The following is a 17,393-nucleotide window of genomic DNA, read 5'->3' on the forward strand; positions in this document are numbered from 1 at the left end:
GCGAACGCCGCGGGTTCGGGTTTCGTCACACGTGCAGCAGCAGATGGCGCCGCTCCCACGAGCTGATCACGCGGAAGAACGCCTCGTATTCGGTTTCCTTCAGCGCCAGATACGCCTTCACGAACTTCTCGCCGAGGATCCCGGCGAGCGGCGTCGAGGCGGCCATCAGCGTGAGCCCTTCCTCGAGGTTGCGCGGCAGCTGGTACGGCAGGCTGTAGCCGTCGGCCGCGAGCGGCGCGGTCGGATTCAGGCCCTGCGTGATGCCGAGATAGCCGGCCGCGAGCGTGCCGGCCAGCGCCAGATACGGGTTGCAGTCCACGCCGGGGATGCGGTTCTCGATGCGCCGCGCGGCCGGCGCCGCGTGCGGAATCCGGAAGCCGACCGTGCGGTTGTCGTAGCCCCACTGCACGTTGATCGGCGCGGCCATGAAGCGCGACAGCCGCCGGTACGAGTTGATGTACGGCGCGAAGATCGGCATCAGCGCCGGCGTGTATTTCTGCAGGCCGGCCAGGTAGCTGCGGAACATGTCGGTCGATTCGCCCCGCGCGTCGACGAACAGGTTGCGCCCGCTCTCCACGTCGACGATGCTCTGGTGGATGTGCATCGCCGAGCCCGGTTCGTTCTCCATCGGCTTGGCCATGAAGGTCGCGTACATGTTGTGGCGCAGCGCGGCCTCGCGCACGGTGCGCTTGAACAGGAACACCTGGTCGGCAAGCGCGAGCGCGTCGCCGTGCTGGAAGTTGATCTCCATCTGCGCGGCGCCAACCTCGTGGATCAGCGTGTCGATGTCGAGCCCCTGCATGTCGCAGTATTCGTAGATGTCCTCGAACAGCGGATCGAATTCGTTGACGGCCTCGATCGAGTACGACTGGCGGCCCGTCTCGGCGCGCCCGGTGCGGCCCACCGGGGGGCGCAGCGGCAGGTCCGGGTCCTTGTTCATCTCCACCAGGTAGAACTCGAGCTCGGGCGCCACCACCGGCCGCCAGCCCTGCTGGCGGTACAGCTCCAGCACGCGGCGCAGCACGTAGCGCGGCGAGATCGCCACCGGCGAGCCGTCGAAGTGGACGCAGTCGTGGATCACCTGCGCGGTCGGATCGACGGCCCATGGGATCAGGCAGATGGTGGACGGATCGGGCACGCAGACCATGTCGGGATCGGTCACGCCGGACAGCGAACCGTCCTCGGGATAGTCGCCGGTGACGGTCTGCACCATCACCGCCTGCGGCAGGCGCATCGATTCGCCCGTTTCGAACTTGTTGCGCGGGATGATCTTGCCGCGCGCGATGCCGGCCATGTCGGGAATGATCGCCTCGACTTCGGTGATCCGGTGCTGCTTCATGAAATCGTCAAGGTCTTGCATGTCAGCCTCGTTGAGATGGTTGCCGCGCGTTCAGACGCGCGGCGTCGCGCCCGCGGCCGCATCAGCCGCCTCGGCCGCGCCGCGCAGGCGGGCCCGGCAGGCGTCGCCGAACGCCGCGAAGATCGCCCGCGACAGCGGATGCTTCGCGAATTGCCATTCCGGATGCCACTGCACGCCGAGCACGAAGCCCGGCGCGGCGCGCACGCTCGCGGCCTCGATCAGCCCGTCGGGCGCGAGCGCCTCGGCCACGAGCCCGTCGCCGAGCCGGTCGATCCCTTGCGCGTGCAACGAATTCACCGGCACCTCGGCCGCGCCGCCGGCCAGCCGCGCGAGCAGCCCGCCCGGCACCAGCCGCACCGGATGCGCGGGGCCGTACTGCGCCTTGAGCGGCGCGGCCTTGTCCTCGCGGTGATCGGCGAAGCCCGGGACGTCGTGCAGGCGCTGGTGCAGCGTGCCGCCGAACATCACGTTGAGTTCCTGCAGGCCGCGGCAGAGTGCGAGCACCGGAATGCCGGCTTCGATCGCCGCGCGCGCGAGCGGCAGCGTGGTGGCGTCGCGGGCCGGGTCGTGCAGCGTGCCGGGCGCGCTGGCGGGGCCGTGGTAGTGCCGCGGCTCGAGGTTCGAATAGCTGCCGGTCAGCAGCAGCCCGTCGATCGCGGCAAGCAGATCGGGGACCGGCTGCCGCTCGCCGAGCGCCGGCAGCACGAACGCGAGCGCGCCGGCACCGTCGACCACGGCATCGAGGTATTTCTCGCCGGCTGAATGGCTCGGATGCGGCCCCGTCATGCCGCGATCGGCGCTGACGGCCACCAACGGGCGGGCGGTTCGGAATCGACTCATGCTGGCTCCGGTTCGACAGGCATGCCGCCCCGCGCCACGCACGACAGGACGCGCGCAAACGCACCGGCCCGCGCGGGCCGGCGGCAGCGGATCGGGTAACGGATCGAAAAAGACGACGGGCGCGGTGAATGCACCGGGAAACGCGCCGGAAAAACGCGCCGACATGCAGCACATGCCGGCGCGACACGGCCCGCGGGCGGGCTCGCCGCCGCGCAACCGGCACGCGCGAGGCAGGCGCTAGGGCAACAGCGAAGCGGCGTGGTACGGCCGCAGCGCGCTGTGCGCGCGAACCGCGCCGAGGTTGAAGCGGCGCACGCCGCGCCGGGACATGGCGGGCGAGGAATTAGGCAGGCTAGGGCTGGCGCGATACTCGCCGCTGCCGGTTTCAGGGAACTCGACGGCGCGCGGCAGAGCCGCGTCGCGCGTTCGATCCCGTTTGACCAGGGGGCCTCGGACTCTCACGATCACACTCGACTGACTGTTTAAAGTATTGAACGCGTCGAGCGCCGTGTTGACAAAACTGGCACGATCGCTCGACACGCCGGCTGGCCGTCGGATCCGATCGGAAGGAGCGCGCATCGCGCGAGCTGGCGTCATTCGGGCCAGAGTGATCGGCATGACGACTTGCTGTCAACCAGCTTAACGGATTTCAAGATAGCGTCAATCGGGTTTCAAAATTCCCGATCCGGTGTTTACCCTGAAGTTCGCGGCGCCCGCGCCGCTTAAAATATTCGACAGCTCCGGCGGCCGCGCGGCCCGCCGCCGACCGGAATCCGCCCTGTCCTGCCGCCCGCCGAGCGCGGGCCGGAGCCGCCCGATGTCCGTCGAAGTCGCCACCCGCCTGCAGTTCGTCCGCAAGAAGCACGGCCTCTCGCAGCGCGAGCTGGCCAAGCGCGCCGGCGTGACCAACGGCACGATCTCGCTGATCGAGCAGAACCGCGTGAGCCCGTCGGTCGGCTCGCTGAAGAAGCTGCTTGAATGCATTCCGATGAGCCTCGCCGAGTTCTTCACGTTCGAATTCGAGGACGACGCGCCGGTGGTCGCGCGCCGCGACGAGATGCCGAATCTCGGCGACGACGCCGCGCCCTGCTTCCTCGCCGGCGCGGCGGTACGCAACCGCGCGATCACGCTGCTGCGCCGCGTCTACGCGCCGCTCGCGGGCTCCGGCGCCGAGCCGCTGCGGCACGCTGGCCAGGCCGGCGGCATCGTCGTGGCGGGGCGGCTGGAGCTGACCGTGGCGGGCCGCACCTGGCAGCTCGATCCCGGCGACAGCTATTATTTCGAGGCCCGCCTGCCCCACCGCTTCCGCAACCCGAGCGCCGACGAGCCCTGCGAGTTCGTCTCGGCCAGCACGCCGCCGGCCGAATGAAGGCCGCCGCGCACCGGCGCACGAGCCAACCCGCGCGCAGCCGGAACCGTCCGGCGCGCCTGTCCGACAGGAGCTTCCGATGAAGTCCACGCTCGCCTACTGGCACGATCTCGCCGCGTCGCTGTCGATCGAGGGACGCGCGTTCATCGACGGCGCGTACCGCGATGCCGCGCACGGCCACCGCTTCGACTGCACGAGCCCGATCGACGCGCGCCCGCTCGCGCAGGTGGCCGACTGCGGCGCCGAGGACGTCGACGCCGCCGTGGCCGCCGCGCGCCGCGCGTTCGACGGCAGCGGCTGGGCCGGCCTCGCGCCGCGCGCGCGCCGCGCCGTGCTGCTGCGCTTCGCGGCGGCGCTGCGCGAGCACGCCGACGAACTCGCGGTGCTGGAAACGCTCGACGCCGGCAAGCCGATCGCCGACACGACCTCGGTCGACATCCCCGGCGCCGCCTACTGCGTCGAATGGTTCGCCGAGGCGATCGACAAGGTCGGCGGCGAGGTCGCGCCGGTCGACCCGAAGCTGGTGGGGCTCGTCACGCGCGAGCCGGTGGGCGTGGTGGCCGCGATCGTGCCATGGAATTTCCCGCTGCTGATGGCGGCCTGGAAGTTCGCGCCGGCGCTGGCGGCCGGCAACAGCGTGGTGCTGAAGCCGTCCGAGAAGTCGCCGCTCACGGCGCTGCGCGTCGCGCGGCTCGCGTTCGAGGCCGGCATACCGGCCGGCGTGTTCAACGTGGTGCCGGGCGGCGGCGAGCCGGGACGGCTGCTCGCGCTGCATCGCGACGTCGATTGCGTGGCGTTCACGGGCTCGACCGCGGTCGGCAAGCAGATCATGCAGTGCGCGGCACAGTCGAACCTGAAGCGCGTCTGGCTCGAACTGGGCGGCAAGTCGCCGAACATCGTGCTGCCCGACTGCCCCGATCTCGACCGCGCGGCCGCGGCGGCGGCCGGCGCGATCTTCTACAACATGGGCGAGATGTGTACGGCCGGCTCGCGGCTGCTCGTGCATCGCGAGATCCGCGACGCGTTCGTGGCGAAGCTGCTCGACGCGGCCAAAGGCTACCGCCCCGGCAATCCGCTCGACCCGGCCACCTCGATGGGCGCGATCATCGACGCGAAGCAGCTCGACCGCGTGCTCGGCTACATCGAGACCGGCCGCGGCGAGGCCAGGCTGCTGGCGGGCGGCCGGCGCGCGGACGCGCATCCGGGCGGCCTCTACGTCGAGCCGACCGTGTTCGAGACCACGGCCGGCGCGCGGATCGCGCGCGAGGAAATCTTCGGGCCGGTGCTGTCGGTGATCGTGTTCGACACGCTCGACGAGGCGATCCGGATCGCCAACGACAGCGACTACGGGCTCGCCGCCGCAGTCTGGACCGGCAACCTGACCACCGCGCACGAGGTGTCGCGGCGGCTGCGCGCGGGCACGGTCTGGGTCAACTGCTACGACGAGGGCGGCGACATGAACTTCCCGTTCGGCGGCTACCGGCAGTCCGGCAACGGCCGGGACAAGTCGCTGCATGCGCTCGAGAAATACACCGAGCTGAAATCGACGCTGATCCGGCTGCGCTGAGGCAGGCGCCGGCGGTTCGCGTGCCGGAAACGACGGCGGCGCGTCGCCGCCAAACGACGACGCGCCGCCGCGTACTCCATCACTCAATAATCGTTCAACGATAAGCGAGCGCCGTCTTCAAGAGCGTTTCGAGCAGCGGGCCGACCACCTCGGCCTTGCGCTCGTCGTAGGCGTAGGGCCGCGTTTCCTCCATGTAGGCGATCTGCGCGAGTTCGAGCTGGACCGCATCGACGTTCGCGTCCGGCGCGCCGTATTGGCGCGTGATGTAGCCGCCCTTGAAGCGGCCGTTCGCCACCGCCGTGTAGCCGCCGTGTTTCGTCACGACCTCGGCCAGCGCCTCGCCGAGGCCCGGCGCCGCGCTCGCGCCGTTCGCGGTGCCGAAGTTGAAGTCGGGCAGACGTCCGTCGAAGAAGCGCGGCACGTGCGAGCGGATCGAATGCGCTTCCCACAGCAGCACGCGGCCGTGCTCGGCGGCCAGCCGCGCGATCTCGCCCTGCAGCGCGTCGTGGTACGGGTGCCAGTAAAGGTCGCGGCGCCGCGCGATCTCGGCCGCGTCGGGCGTGCCGCCTTCCGGATACAGCGCTTCCTTGTCGAACGTGTCGACCGGCACGAGCCCGGTGGTGTCCTGCCCCGGATACAGGTTCGCGTTGTCGGGCGGCCGGTTCAGGTCCACCACGTAGCGCGCGTGCGAAGGCACCAGCACCGAGCCGCCGAGCGCGCGCACGAAGCCGTACAGCCGTTCGAGATGCCAGTCGCAATCGTCGACGTGGCGCGCGACGGGCGTCATGGTGCGCGCGATGTCGTCAGGCAGATGGGTGCCCGCGTGCGGAATCGACACGACGAGCGGCACGCTGCCGCGATGCAGGGTAAAGACGGCCGGTTGGTCCGCGGAGTTCATCGTTCGAGATCCTTTCGAGGGGTCGAGGGTGCCGGTTGGGGGAAGCCCGGGAAGCGCGCCGTTCAGCGCAGCAGTTCCGCGAGCGCGCGGCGGTAGCCCGCGTAGGCCGCCGCTTCGTCGCGATGGCGGCGCGCCTCGACCACCTGCTCGCCGCCGGTGTAGACGTCGAGTACCGGCGTCTCGCCGTGCTCGGCGAACACCGCGCCGGACAGCCAGTACTCGCTGCCGCGCTCGGCCAGCGACGGATGGTCGGGATCGAACACGATCCAGTCGGCGCGGCAGCCGGCGCGCAGCGCGCCGACCGCGCGGCCGCTCGCACGCGCGCCGCCGGCCAGCGAGGCCGCGAACAGCCGGTCGGCCACGCGCGGCTCACGCGTGCCGGCCAGCACGTTGCGCTCGCGTCGCGCGAGCCGTTGGCCGTATTCGAGCAGGCGCAGCTCGGCGCGCCAGTCCACGCTCGCGTGGCTATCCGAGCCGACGCCGATCGCGCCGCCGCGCGCGAGGTAATCGACGGCCGGGAACAGGCCGTCGCCGAGATTCGCCTCGGTGGTCAGGCATAGCCCCGCCACGGCGCCGCTCGCCGCCAGCGCGGCGGTTTCGGCCGCGTCGACGTGGGTGGCGTGGACGAGGCACCAGCGCGCGTCCACCGCGAAGCGATCGAGCAGCAGCTGCACCGGCCGCAGGCCCGTGCTGCGCACGCAGTCGTCCACCTCGGCGGTCTGCTCGGCGACGTGGATGTGGACCGGCGCGTCGGCGGGCAGGCCCGCGAGCAGCTCACGCAGGCCGGGCTCGGACACCGCGCGCAGCGAATGCGGCGCGATCCCGTAGCGCAGGCCGGCGTGCTCGGGCGCCGCCGAGCGCAGCGCATCGAGCAGCGCGAGCAGGCCGTCGGAAGAATGTAGGAAGCGGCGCTGGTCGTCGCGCGGCGGCGTCTCGCCGAAGCCGCTGTACTGATAGGCGACCGGCAGCATCGTGATGCCGATCCCGGCCTCGCCGGCCGCATCGACCACGCGCCGCGCCAGTTCCTCGTGGCGCGGATAGCGCGCGCCGTCCTGCGCGTGATGCACGTAATGGAATTCGCAGACCGAGGTATAGCCACACTTCAGCATCTCGACATAGAGCCAGCGCGCAATCGCGGCCAGCGACTCGGGCGTGATCTTCAGTGCGAAGCGGTACATCAGGTCGCGCCAGCTCCAGAAGCTGTCGGACGGGTTGGCGCGGTACTCGGTGAGCCCCGCCATCGCGCGCTGGAACGCGTGCGAATGCAGGTTCGGCATGCCCGGCGCGAGCGGGCCGCGCGCACGCGCGACACCGGGCGGGCAGTCGGCGCCGGCGCGCACCTCGCTCAGCACGCCATGCTCGTCCCAGCTCAGCAGCACGTCGCGCTGCCAGCCGTCCGGCAGGAACGCATGGTCGGCAAACAGCATGGCCTGTTTCATCGTGTCGGATTCCGTTCGAAATGAGTGGCGGAGGGCGCGCTCGCCGCGCCCGTCAGGCGGCCTCGCGGCGATACACCGTCGCGCCGTGCCTGACCACGCGCGCGCAGAGCGGCCGGCCGAACCAGTAGGCGAGTTCGGCGAGCGAGGCCACCGGCCAGACCGCGAAATCGGCGGCGCGGCCGGCCGCGAGCAGGCCGTGGCGATCGGCGCGGCCGAGCGCGGCCGCCGCGTGCCGCGTCACGCCGAGCAGCACCTCGGGCACCGTCATGCGGAACAGCGTGCAGCCCAGGTTCATGGTCAGCAGCAGCGAGGTGAGCGGCGAGGTGCCGGGGTTGTGGTCGGTCGCGATCGCGATCGGCACCTCGTGCCGGCGCAGCAGTTCGAGCGGCGGCAGTTGCGTCTCGCGGATGAAGTAGTAGGCGCCGGGCAGCAGCACGGCCACCGTGCCGGCCGCCTTCATCGCGATCACGCCGGCCTCGTCGAGGTATTCGAGGTGGTCGGCCGACAGCGCGCGGTAGCTCGCGGCCAGCGCGCTGCCGCCCGCGTTCGACAGCTGCTCGGCATGCATCTTCACCGGCAGCCCGTGGGCCAGCGCCGCGTCGAACACGCGCCGGCTCTGTTCGAGCGAGAAGCCGATCCGCTCGCAGAACACGTCGACGGCATCGACGAGCCCCTCGGCCGCGAGCGCCGGCAGCATGGTGTCGCAGACCAGCGTGATGTAGTCGTCGGCGCGGCCCGCGTATTCGGGCGGCAGCGCGTGCGCGCCGAGGAAGGTGGTGCAGACGTCGACCGGGAACGCCTCGCCGAGCCGGCGCGCGACGCGCAGCATCTTGCGCTCGGCGTCGAGGTCGAGCCCATAGCCGGACTTGATCTCGATCGCGGTCACGCCCTCGGCCAGCAGCGGCCGCAGCCGCGCGGCCGCCTGCTCGAACAGCGCGCCCTCGTCGGCCTCGCGCGTGGCGCGCACCGTCGAGACGATCCCGCCGCCCGCGCGCGCCACTTCCTCGTAGCTGGCGCCGGCCAGCCGCAGCGCGAATTCGTCGGCGCGCTGGCCGCCGTAGACGAGGTGGGTGTGGCAGTCCACCAGGCCCGGCGTGACCCAGGCGCCGCCGAGGCTTTCGCGCGACCAGTTTGCATAGGCGGCCGGCAGGTCGGCCTGCGCGCCGAGCCAGACGATCGTGCCGCTGTCGTCCACGGCGAGCGCCGCGTCGGCCAGCGTCTCGCGCGGGTCGCCCGTGGCGCAGAGATTCAGGTGATGCCAGACGGTAGGAATCATCGGTTCATGCGGCCGCCGCGGCCGTGTTCGGAGTCAGTTCGATACAGAGCAGCGCGCCCTCGCCATGGACCGTGCCGCTGATGCGGCCGGTGCCCTCGCCCGCATTGGCTCCCGCCTCGGTGCCCGCGTCGATCCGCAGCGTGTCGAGCGCGCCGAGCGTGACGGCCCCGGCGCCGTCGATCGCGACGCTCGGCGCCCCGCAGGCGCAGAACAGCAGCAGCGTGGGCGCATGCGAGGCGATCGCGCCGCCGTCGCCGAGCACCGACACGCTGCCGCTCATCGCGGCGCGGCGCGTCATCAGGTTGAAGTCGCGCGTCGGGCCGTTGGCCAGTTCGGCCGCGAGCGGCGTCTCGCCGGCGAACGCGAGACGGTCGAGCGGCGCGGCCAGCACCTGCCGCGCGCCATGCTCGTCCACCAGCGTCATGCCGGCGCCCGACAGCAGCACCAGCGTGCGATCGACGCCGGGAAACCGCGAGAACGGTCCGGGCTGCGCCACGTCGGCCACGCTCACGCGCCAGGCAAACGTGTCGAGCGAGGCGCCGGGCGGCTCGGCCGCGATCTCGCGCGTCACGCCGCCGCCGTTCTTCCACGGCGCGGCGACGAGTTGCTCCGCGCGGATCAGCGACAGGCGCGGTTCGCAAGGCATCGCCATGACGCTCAACGCCCCAGCATCGGCAGTTTGAGCCCGACCTCGCGCGCGGTCTGCTGCGCGAGTTCATAACCGGCATCGGCATGGCGCATCACGCCCGTGGCCGGATCGTTGAACAGCACGCGGCCCAGTCGCTCGCGCGCCGCCTCGCTGCCGTCGGCCACGATCACCACGCCCGCGTGCTGCGAGAAGCCCATCCCCACCCCGCCGCCATGGTGCAGCGACACCCAGGTCGCGCCGCCCGCCGTATTCAGCAGCGCGTTCAACAGCGGCCAGTCGCTGACCGCGTCCGAGCCGTCCTTCATCGCTTCGGTCTCGCGGTTCGGGCTTGCCACCGAGCCCGTGTCGAGGTGGTCGCGGCCGATCACGACCGGCGCCTTCAGCTCGCCGTTCTTGACCATCTCGTTGAACGCCTGGCCCAGCCGATAGCGATCCTTCACGCCCACCCAGCAGATCCGCGCCGGCAGCCCCTGGAACGCGATCCGCTCGCGCGCCATGTCGAGCCAGTTGTGCAGGTGCGGATCGTCGGGGATCAGCTCCTTGACCTTTGCGTCGGTCTTGTAGATGTCCTCCGGGTCGCCCGACAGCGCCACCCAGCGGAACGGCCCCTTGCCCTCGCAGAACAGCGGCCGGATGTAGGCCGGCACGAAGCCCGGGAAATCGAACGCGTTCTGCACGCCCATTTCCAGCGCCATCTGGCGGATGTTGTTGCCGTAGTCGAGCGTGGCCGCGCCGCGCTGCTGCAGCGTCAGCATCGCCTGCACCTGCCTGGCCATCGACTGCTTGGCCGGCGCGACGATGCCTTGCGGATCGACCTTGCGCGCCTCCTGCCACTGCGCCACGCTCCAGCCTTGCGGCAGGTAGCCGTTCACCGGATCGTGCGCGCTGGTCTGGTCCGTCACGCAGTCCGGCGTGATGCCGCGCGCGACCACTTCGGCGAACACGTCGGCCGCGTTGCCGAGCAGGCCGATCGACACCGGCCGGCCGTCGCGCTTCGCTTCGTCGAGCATCGCGAGCGCCTCGTCGAGGCTGGTCGCTTTCTTGTCGACGTAGCGCGTCTTCAGGCGGAAATCGATGCGTGACTCGTCGCATTCCACCGCGATCATCGAGAAGCCGGCCATGGTGGCCGCGAGCGGCTGCGCGCCGCCCATCCCGCCCAGGCCGCCGGTCAGGATCCAGCGGCCCGACGGATCGCCGTTGAAGTGCTGGTTCGCCACCGAGAAGAAGGTTTCGTAGGTGCCCTGCACGATGCCCTGGCTGCCGATGTAGATCCAGCTGCCGGCCGTCATCTGGCCGTACATCATCAGGCCCTGGCGGTCGAGCGCGTTGAAGTGGTCCCAGTTGGCCCAGTGCGGCACGAGGTTCGAGTTCGCGAGCAGCACGCGCGGCGCGTCGGCGTGCGTGCGGAACACGCCGACCGGCTTGCCCGACTGGATCAGCAGCGTTTCGTTGTCCTCGAGATCCTTCAGCGAGGCGAGGATCTGGTCGAAGCATTCCCAGTTGCGCGCGGCACGGCCGATGCCGCCGTACACCACCAGCGCATGCGGATGCTCGGCCACCTCGGCGTCGAGGTTGTTCTGCAGCATCCGGTACGCCGCCTCGGCGAGCCAGGTCTTGCAGGTCTTCTCGGCGCCGCGCGGCGCGCGGATCACGCGCGTCGGGTCCAGACGCGGATCGATGTGGTTCGGATGGTTCATGGTCGACGGCGCTCCAACGGAATAGAGGGGATACGTGACGGCTGACTCGACCGGCGTGCCGCGCGGGCCGCCGGACAGGTGATGTCGGTTCAGAAATGGCCGGTGAAACGATAGCGGCCGCTCGGGTGCCACAGGTTCGCGATCGAGGCGACGACGCCCTGCGACCAGGTACGCCGGTGCAGCACGAGGCACGGCTCGGCGTCGCCCATCGCGAGCCGCTCGCGCATCGCGCGGTCGGGCAGGGCTGCCTCGATCCGGTACTCCACGCGCTGCAGCGGCGCGACGCGCATCAGGTACTGGTTCGGCGTGACGGCCGTGAAGTCCTGCTCGATGTAGCGGGCCGCCACGGCCGGGTTGACCCAGCGCTCCTCGAGCTGCACCGGCTCGTCGTTCTCGTAGTGCAGCATCGTCGAGCGGAACACGCGCGCGCCGGCGGCCAGCTGCATCTCGCCCGCGAGCGCGTCGTCGGCCTCGATCGCCGCGAGGTCGAGCACCTTCGCGTCGTGGCGATGGCCGCGCCCGGTGATCTCGTCCGAGATGCTGCGGATCGCGACCAGCGTCGACTCGTACTTCGTGCGCGCCACGAACGTGCCCGCGCCCTGCACGCGCGTGAGCACCTGCTCGGCGGTCAGCTCGCGCAGCGCGCGGTTGACCGTCATGCGCGCAACCTTGAAGTCGCGCGCGAGCTCGTTCTCGGACGGCACCTGATCGCCCTCGGCCCACTCGCCCGCGTGAATCCGGCCCAGGATGAAATCCTTGATCTCCTGATAGGCGGGCGTACTCATCGCCTTACTGCTCCGAGGCGAACGACAGCGGGCTCAGCGCCGCGAACGCGCCGGCCTGCACCAATTGCGTGATCGACGCGATGTCGGGTGCGAAGTAGCGGTCGAGGTCGTAGTGCGGCACCTGCTCGCGGATCACCCGCATGGCCTTGGCGAGCGCCGGGCTGGTTTCATGCGGCTGGCGCAGGTCCACGCCCTGCGCGGCGGCCAGCAGCTCGATCGCGATGATCGCGGCGACGTTCTCGGCGATGTCGCCGAGCTTGCGCGCCGCGAAGGTCGCCATCGACACGTGGTCTTCCTGGTTCGCCGAGGTGGGCAGCGAATCGACCGAGGCCGGATGCGCGAGCGTCTTGTTCTCGGAGGCCAGCGCGGCAGCCGTGACGTGCGCGATCATGAAGCCCGAATTGACGCCGCCATCCTTGACGAGGAACGGCGGCAGGCCCGACAGCGTGGCGTCGATCAGGAGCGCGATGCGGCGCTCGGCGAGCGCGCCGATTTCGGCGGCGGCCAGCGCGAGGTTGTCGGCCGCGAACGCCACCGGCTCGGCGTGGAAGTTGCCGCCCGACAGCACTTCGAGCGTGTCGGGGAAGATCAGCGGGTTGTCGGACACGGCGTTCGCCTCGATCAGCAGCACCTCGGCCGCGTGGCGCATCTGGTCCAGGCAGGCGCCCATCACCTGCGGCTGGCAGCGCAGGCTGTACGGGTCCTGCACCTTCTCGCAATCCTGGTGCGAGAGGTTGATCTTCGAGCCGTCGAGCAGCGCGCGGTAGGCTGCGGCCGCATCGATCTGGCCGCGATGGCCGCGCAGTTCGTGGATGCGCGCGTCGAACGGCTTGACCGAGCCGGCCGCCGCGTCCACCGACAGCGCGCCCGCCACCAGCGCGCTGCGGTAGAGGTCCTCGATCGCGAACAGGTTGTCGAGCGCGAGCGCCGTGGACGCCTGCGTGCCGTTCAGCAGCGCGAGCCCTTCCTTGGCCTGCAGCGTGAGCGGCGCAAGGCCGACCGAGCGCAGCCCGTCGGCCGCGCTCGCGCGCTCGCCGCGGATGAACACTTCGCCGATGCCGAGCAGCGTGGCCGACATGTGCGCGAGCGGCGCCAGGTCACCCGACGCGCCGACCGAGCCCTTCACCGGGATCAGCGGCAGCACGTCGGCGTTGAACAGCGTCACGAGCGCGTTCATCACCTCGCGGCGGATGCCCGAGTGGCCGCGGCCGAGGCTCGACAGCTTCAGCGCGATCAAGAGGCGCACCACCGCCGGCTTCATCGGCTCGCCCACGCCCACCGCGTGCGACAGCACCAGGTTCTTCTGCAGCAGTTCGAGCTGGTCGTGCGGGATGTGGGTGCTGGCGAGGCGGCCGAAGCCGGTGTTGATGCCGTAGGCCGGCTCGCCCTTCGCCGCGATGTCCGCCACCGCCTGCGCGCCGCGATCGATCGCCGCGAAGCTGGCGGGGTCGAGCTCGATGCGCACCTCCTCGCGAGCGATCGAGCGGAGCTGGGCGAGCGTCAGATGGCCGGGGGTCAACGTGATCATGAAAGGCATCCTGTCTATACAAGTGAGATGCGCATCAGTGTAGATGCGCAGACTTGTATAGACAATTCGTTTTCAATATTCGCCTGTCAGGGATTTCCCTAGCGGCCCGAGCGCGGGCGCGGCCGGCTGGAAACGGTGCCGGAAGCGCGCTCGCGGGGCGGCCGGGAGCGGGGAAACGAGGCGGGATCCGGGCCCGGCAGGCACGGAACGAAGCGGTGCGCGGCGAGGTAAAGCGGCGCGCGGCGGGCCGTATGCGGGGAAGTCGAGCCGCGCCGCGCGGCGATTGATCACGGCGGCGTGGGTGCGGCTCGAGCGCGGCTCTCATGCGGCTCATGTGCGGCCTGGCGCCGGCGGCGGGACCGCAGGTGGCGGCATGGCGCCGGCACGCCCTGGCAGGGATCGCCCGAAAAACCGGCCGGGCTCGCGGCAACCGCCGACCCGGCCGACGGCTCAGCCGCCGACGGGCCGCCAGGCCAGGCAGGCCGCATAACCGGGCGCGGCATCGACCCAGGCCGCCGTATAGGCCGCCACGCCGCTTGCCGGCGCGAGCGGATCGACCACCGCCGGCGCGAGCGTGCCGGGCGCGCGCGGATCGAGCACCGAGAACGCGGTCAGGCCGCCCGTGATGCCGACGCCAAGCACCTTCAGCAGCGCCTCCTTGGCGGTCCAGACGCGGAAGAACGCGTCGCGCCGTGCCTGCGGCGCATGGCCGTGGACGGCGGCCTCGTCGGCCGGCGCGAACACCGACGGCCCCAGCGACGCCCAGTCGAGGCTGCTGCGCGCTGCCTCGATGTCGACGCCGACGCGCGTCGCCGCGCTCCAGGCGATCAGCGCATGGTCGCCCGAATGCGAGACGTTGAAGTCGAGCTGTGCGACGCCGGCATCGGCATCAGCCGCCATCGCATCGTCCGGCGCCAGTTCGGGCCGCCCCGCCTCGCCCGTCACGAAGCGCAGCGACGCGGCCGGCAATTGCAGCGCGAAGCCGAGCAACTGACGCAGCGCGGCCCGTGTGGCCGCATGGCGGATCGCATCCTCGGCGCGCAGGAAGCGCGCGGCCCGCGCGCGCTCGGCCGCGTCGAGCGCGGCGTGGGCCGGCGCGTCGAGCGGCGTGCCGAACGCGAAATCGACGCGCAGCAGCTGCACGCCGGCCCGCGCGGCGGCCTCGGGCACCGCGAGCGGCACCAGCCGGTGCGGCGCGAGCGCGGCGGCGAACGGAACGGACGAAGCGGTCTCGAAGACGGAAGCCATGGGGCGGGGGCGGCGCGCGGCCGGATCGCGAACGGGGAGCGCCGATCTTACCGGATCGCGTCGGATGACAGCGGCGCCGCCGGGGCCGGCCGGCGCAGGATCTCGCCCGGCGCGTCGTCCGGCAGCACCGCCTCGCGCAGCCAGTGCAGCACGAGCGGCCACAGTGCCGACTCGAAGCGGCTGTGGAAAAACGCGAAATGCCCGATCTCGCTCACGCCGATCCGCTCGGGCGCGATGCGCAGATGCGTGACGGGGCTGTGGACGTAGTAGCAGAGCAGCCGCTCGGTGGCCGCGATCGTGCCGAACGGATCGTCGCTGACGCTGATCGCGAGCAGCGGCGCCGTGAGGTTCGCGAAGCGCGCCGCCATCGCGCGCCGCTCGTCGGGCGTCTCGGCGATCGGCGCGCGCCGGTAGGTATCCTCGAAACGCGGCCGGCTGCGGCTCCACGACAGCGCGACGCCCTTCGGCACGTCCTCCATCCAGCCGAGCCGCCGTGCCGGCACGTAGCCGAGCAGATGCGCGAGCAGCGGCATCGCGACGTGCCATTTCCAGAACATGCGCCGGCGCGCCCACGGCGCGTAGTCGGGCCAGTGCGCCGTCTGCGAGCCGACCATCACCGCGCGGCGCACCCGCGCGTTCGAGGCCGCGAGCCCGAACGCGAAGCCGCCGACGCTGTGCGCCACCACGTCCACCGGCTGCCCCGGAAATGCGCGCGCCGCGTATTGCAGCACCGCCTCGCTGTCGAGCCGGCCCCAGTCGAGCCAGTTCGCGCGCAGCGCCCGCAGCGAGGCCGGCCTTGATTCGCCGATGCCGCGGTAGTCGTAGACGAGCGCGTCGAAGCCCTGTGCGAACAGCCAGGCCGCGAAACGGAAGTAGTAGCGGCAGCGCACCGCCGTCGCGCACTGGATCACCACCACCGCGCGGTTCGGATCGGGCGCGCGATGGCTCCACGCGAATCCGTTCAGCGCGAAGCCGTCCGCCGCCGGGGCTGTGAACGGCTCGGGCGGCAGGCTCGGCGTCGGGGCGCTCGTCATCGTGTCTCCTCCGGGGGGCGACGGCGCCGGATGGCGGCGCGCGGCAGGCGTCGGTTGCGGGCCGATGGGTTGCGGGCCGATGGGTCGCGGACGGCCACGAATGCGGCCACTGTGCCACAGCGCGCGGTGCCGCGCATGCCGCGCCGGATGGACCATCCGGAACATTTCGCCGTGCCCGGCGAGGCGCTCGCGCGCGGCGGGCTCGCCTAGCGTTTGGTCGCTTCGAGCGCGCCGAGCGCACGCTTGCGCGCGGCGTCGTGATCGACGATCGGTTCCGGATAAGTGCGGCCGAGCACGACGCCGGCCGCCTCCAGCACCATCGGCTTGGCGCGCCATGGCTCGTGGATCGCGTCGGCCGGCAGGCCCGCGAGTTCGGGCACCCAGCGGCGCACGTAGTCGCCGTCCGGATCGAACTTGCGGCCCTGCATGACCGGATTGAAGATCCGGAAGTACGGCGACGCGTCGGCGCCGCTGCCGGCCACCCACTGCCAGTTCGCCGAGTTGTTGGCGATGTCGGCGTCCACCAGCGTGTCCCAGAACCAGCGCTCGCCGGCGCGCCAGTCGATCAGCAGATGCTTGATCAGGAACGAGGCCGTTACCATCCGCACGCGGTTGTGCATCCAGCCCGTCGCCCACAGCTCGCGCATGCCCGCGTCGACCATCGGATAGCCGGTGCGGCCCCGGCACCACGCTGCGAACGCCGCCTCGTCGCTGCGCCACGGCATCGCGTCGAAGCGGTCGCGATAGTTGCGCATCGGCAGCTCGGGGAAGTGGTAGAGCAGGCTCGTGTTGAACTCGCGCCAGCCCAGCTCGCTGAGGAATTTCTCGATGTCGGCCGCCACCGCCGCGCCGCCCTCGCGCTCGGCGGCCAGCGCCGCGTGCCAGACCTGCCGCGCCGACAGCTGGCCGAAGCGCAGGTACGGCGAGAGCCGGCTGGTGGCCGGGCGGTCGGGCCGGTCGCGCGCATCGCCATAGCCGCGGATCTTCTTGTCGAGGAACGTCTCGAGCAGCGCGAGGCCGCCCTCCTCCGACGGCTGCCACGCCTCGCGCAGGCCGCCCGCCCAGTCGGGACGGGTCGGCAGCAGGCCGAGCGCGTCGATGCGCGTGGCGCGCCGCGCGAGCGCCTCGGACAGCCGGTGAAAGCGCCACGTCACGGGCTCCGCGAGCGGCGGCGGCAGGTCGCCCGCCGCGCGCGCCGCGCGCCAGTAGGCCGTGAACACCTGGAACGCGCCGCCGCTGCCGGTACGGATCTCCCACGGCTCGTGCAGCAGCGCGCCGTTGCAGCTCTCCACGTCGATTCCGGCGTCCTTCAGCGAACGCTTCAGCGCGGCGTCGGTTTCGCGCGCGAGCCCGTCGTAGCGGCGGTTCCAGTAGACCGCGCCGGCGCCGAGTTCGCCGGCCAGCGCGTCGATCGTCTCGCGCTCGCCGCCTTCGAGCACGACGAGGCCGCCGCCATGCGCGGCGAGTTGCACGTCGAGCGAACGCAGCGCGCCGTCGAGCCACCACAGCGCGGCGCCGCCGAGCGGACGCGTGCCGTCGCGCTCGAACACGTAGACGCAGACGAGCGGGCGGCCCGACTCGGCCGCGCGCGCGAGTGCCGGGTTGTCGGTCACGCGCAGATCGTCGCGAAACCAGACGATCGCGGGCTGGGCTTGGGAATCGGCGGACAAGGGCAAGGCTCCGGTGGAAACGGGGTGGATGCA

The 17,393-nt window shown here is 71.5% G+C and carries 15 protein-coding genes; 2 read left to right on the forward strand and 13 right to left on the reverse strand.

Features of this window, described 5'->3' with window-relative positions; genetic code table 11:
* Window positions 1-25: 25 nt before the first annotated feature.
* The 3 genes from BpN12_RS28040 to BpN12_RS28050 form a co-directional block, all read right to left on the reverse strand.
* Window positions 26-1,360, reverse strand: coding sequence for a glutamine synthetase family protein (locus BpN12_RS28040; RefSeq protein WP_246795438.1), 1,335 nt, complete (start codon window positions 1,358-1,360; stop codon window positions 26-28).
* A 30-nt stretch (window positions 1,361-1,390) separates the two neighbouring features.
* Window positions 1,391-2,200 (reverse strand): gamma-glutamyl-gamma-aminobutyrate hydrolase family protein, encoded by an 810-nt coding sequence (locus BpN12_RS28045; protein WP_246795439.1) that lies wholly within the window; start codon window positions 2,198-2,200, stop codon window positions 1,391-1,393.
* Between the two features lie 237 nt (window positions 2,201-2,437).
* Window positions 2,438-2,818: a hypothetical protein gene (locus BpN12_RS28050; RefSeq protein WP_246795440.1), complete on the reverse strand. Its 381-nt coding sequence runs from the start codon at window positions 2,816-2,818 to the stop codon at window positions 2,438-2,440.
* A 199-nt stretch (window positions 2,819-3,017) separates the two neighbouring features.
* Here BpN12_RS28050 and BpN12_RS28055 point away from each other — a divergent pair, with 199 nt between their 5' ends.
* The gene (locus BpN12_RS28055) at window positions 3,018-3,569 is read left to right on the forward strand and encodes a cupin domain-containing protein (RefSeq protein WP_246795441.1); all 552 of its coding nucleotides are present in this window, start codon (window positions 3,018-3,020) and stop codon (window positions 3,567-3,569) included.
* Window positions 3,570-3,648: 79 nt separating this feature from the next.
* Window positions 3,649-5,136, forward strand: coding sequence for an aldehyde dehydrogenase (locus tag BpN12_RS28060; RefSeq protein ID WP_246795442.1), 1,488 nt, complete (start codon window positions 3,649-3,651; stop codon window positions 5,134-5,136).
* 94 nt (window positions 5,137-5,230) lie between these two features.
* On the opposite strand, the gene hutG is transcribed toward BpN12_RS28060, so the two are convergent.
* The 10 genes from hutG to BpN12_RS28110 form a co-directional block, all read right to left on the reverse strand.
* Window positions 5,231-6,034 carry an N-formylglutamate deformylase gene (gene hutG, locus BpN12_RS28065; RefSeq protein ID WP_246795443.1) on the reverse strand — a complete coding sequence of 268 codons (804 nt, stop codon included), beginning with the start codon at window positions 6,032-6,034 and terminating at the stop codon, window positions 5,231-5,233.
* 62 nt (window positions 6,035-6,096) lie between these two features.
* Window positions 6,097-7,473, reverse strand: coding sequence for a formimidoylglutamate deiminase (locus BpN12_RS28070; protein ID WP_246795444.1), 1,377 nt, complete (start codon window positions 7,471-7,473; stop codon window positions 6,097-6,099).
* Window positions 7,474-7,525: 52 nt separating this feature from the next.
* Window positions 7,526-8,749: an imidazolonepropionase gene (gene hutI, locus BpN12_RS28075; RefSeq protein WP_246795445.1), complete on the reverse strand. Its 1,224-nt coding sequence runs from the start codon at window positions 8,747-8,749 to the stop codon at window positions 7,526-7,528.
* A 4-nt stretch (window positions 8,750-8,753) separates the two neighbouring features.
* The gene (locus BpN12_RS28080; RefSeq protein WP_246795446.1) at window positions 8,754-9,395 is read right to left on the reverse strand and encodes a HutD/Ves family protein; all 642 of its coding nucleotides are present in this window, start codon (window positions 9,393-9,395) and stop codon (window positions 8,754-8,756) included.
* Window positions 9,396-9,406: 11 nt separating this feature from the next.
* Entirely contained in the window at window positions 9,407-11,095 is a 1,689-nt protein-coding gene (gene hutU / locus BpN12_RS28085; protein ID WP_246795447.1) for a urocanate hydratase, read from the reverse strand.
* Window positions 11,096-11,184: 89 nt separating this feature from the next.
* A complete protein-coding gene (hutC, locus tag BpN12_RS28090; protein ID WP_246795448.1) occupies window positions 11,185-11,880 on the reverse strand; it encodes a histidine utilization transcriptional repressor HutC in 696 nt (231 codons plus the stop codon).
* A gap of 4 nt (window positions 11,881-11,884) precedes the next feature.
* Complete coding sequence (gene hutH, locus BpN12_RS28095) at window positions 11,885-13,408, reverse strand: histidine ammonia-lyase (RefSeq protein WP_246795449.1); 1,524 nt, start codon at window positions 13,406-13,408, stop codon at window positions 11,885-11,887.
* Between the two features lie 450 nt (window positions 13,409-13,858).
* Window positions 13,859-14,656 carry a 4'-phosphopantetheinyl transferase family protein gene (locus BpN12_RS28100; protein WP_246795450.1) on the reverse strand — a complete coding sequence of 266 codons (798 nt, stop codon included), beginning with the start codon at window positions 14,654-14,656 and terminating at the stop codon, window positions 13,859-13,861.
* Window positions 14,657-14,703: 47 nt separating this feature from the next.
* Complete coding sequence (locus BpN12_RS28105; RefSeq protein WP_246795451.1) at window positions 14,704-15,690, reverse strand: alpha/beta hydrolase family protein; 987 nt, start codon at window positions 15,688-15,690, stop codon at window positions 14,704-14,706.
* Window positions 15,691-15,896: 206 nt separating this feature from the next.
* On the reverse strand, window positions 15,897-17,360 hold the full coding sequence (locus tag BpN12_RS28110; protein ID WP_342346210.1) for a cryptochrome/photolyase family protein: 1,464 nt from the start codon (window positions 17,358-17,360) through the stop codon (window positions 15,897-15,899).
* Window positions 17,361-17,393: the final 33 nt, after the last annotated feature.

The sequence above is a fragment of the Burkholderia perseverans genome (assembly GCF_022870505.1).
In the GTDB taxonomy this organism is placed as follows: Bacteria; Pseudomonadota; Gammaproteobacteria; order Burkholderiales; family Burkholderiaceae; genus Burkholderia; species Burkholderia plantarii.

Excerpts from the sequence above, each read along its gene's own strand:
- BpN12_RS28040 (WP_246795438.1), bottom strand. The coding sequence starts at position 1,360 with ATGCAAGACCTTGACGATTTCATGAAGCAGCACCGGATCACCGAAGTC.
- BpN12_RS28045 (WP_246795439.1), bottom strand. The coding sequence starts at position 2,200 with ATGAGTCGATTCCGAACCGCCCGCCCGTTGGTGGCCGTCAGCGCCGAT.
- BpN12_RS28050 (WP_246795440.1), bottom strand. The coding sequence starts at position 2,818 with ATGCCGATCACTCTGGCCCGAATGACGCCAGCTCGCGCGATGCGCGCT.
- BpN12_RS28055 (WP_246795441.1), top strand. The coding sequence starts at position 3,018 with ATGTCCGTCGAAGTCGCCACCCGCCTGCAGTTCGTCCGCAAGAAGCAC.
- BpN12_RS28060 (WP_246795442.1), top strand. The coding sequence starts at position 3,649 with ATGAAGTCCACGCTCGCCTACTGGCACGATCTCGCCGCGTCGCTGTCG.
- hutG (WP_246795443.1), bottom strand. The coding sequence starts at position 6,034 with ATGAACTCCGCGGACCAACCGGCCGTCTTTACCCTGCATCGCGGCAGC.
- BpN12_RS28070 (WP_246795444.1), bottom strand. The coding sequence starts at position 7,473 with ATGAAACAGGCCATGCTGTTTGCCGACCATGCGTTCCTGCCGGACGGC.
- hutI (WP_246795445.1), bottom strand. The coding sequence starts at position 8,749 with ATGATTCCTACCGTCTGGCATCACCTGAATCTCTGCGCCACGGGCGAC.
- BpN12_RS28080 (WP_246795446.1), bottom strand. The coding sequence starts at position 9,395 with ATGCCTTGCGAACCGCGCCTGTCGCTGATCCGCGCGGAGCAACTCGTC.
- hutU (WP_246795447.1), bottom strand. The coding sequence starts at position 11,095 with ATGAACCATCCGAACCACATCGATCCGCGTCTGGACCCGACGCGCGTG.
- hutC (WP_246795448.1), bottom strand. The coding sequence starts at position 11,880 with ATGAGTACGCCCGCCTATCAGGAGATCAAGGATTTCATCCTGGGCCGG.
- hutH (WP_246795449.1), bottom strand. The coding sequence starts at position 13,408 with ATGATCACGTTGACCCCCGGCCATCTGACGCTCGCCCAGCTCCGCTCG.
- BpN12_RS28100 (WP_246795450.1), bottom strand. The coding sequence starts at position 14,656 with ATGGCTTCCGTCTTCGAGACCGCTTCGTCCGTTCCGTTCGCCGCCGCG.
- BpN12_RS28105 (WP_246795451.1), bottom strand. The coding sequence starts at position 15,690 with ATGACGAGCGCCCCGACGCCGAGCCTGCCGCCCGAGCCGTTCACAGCC.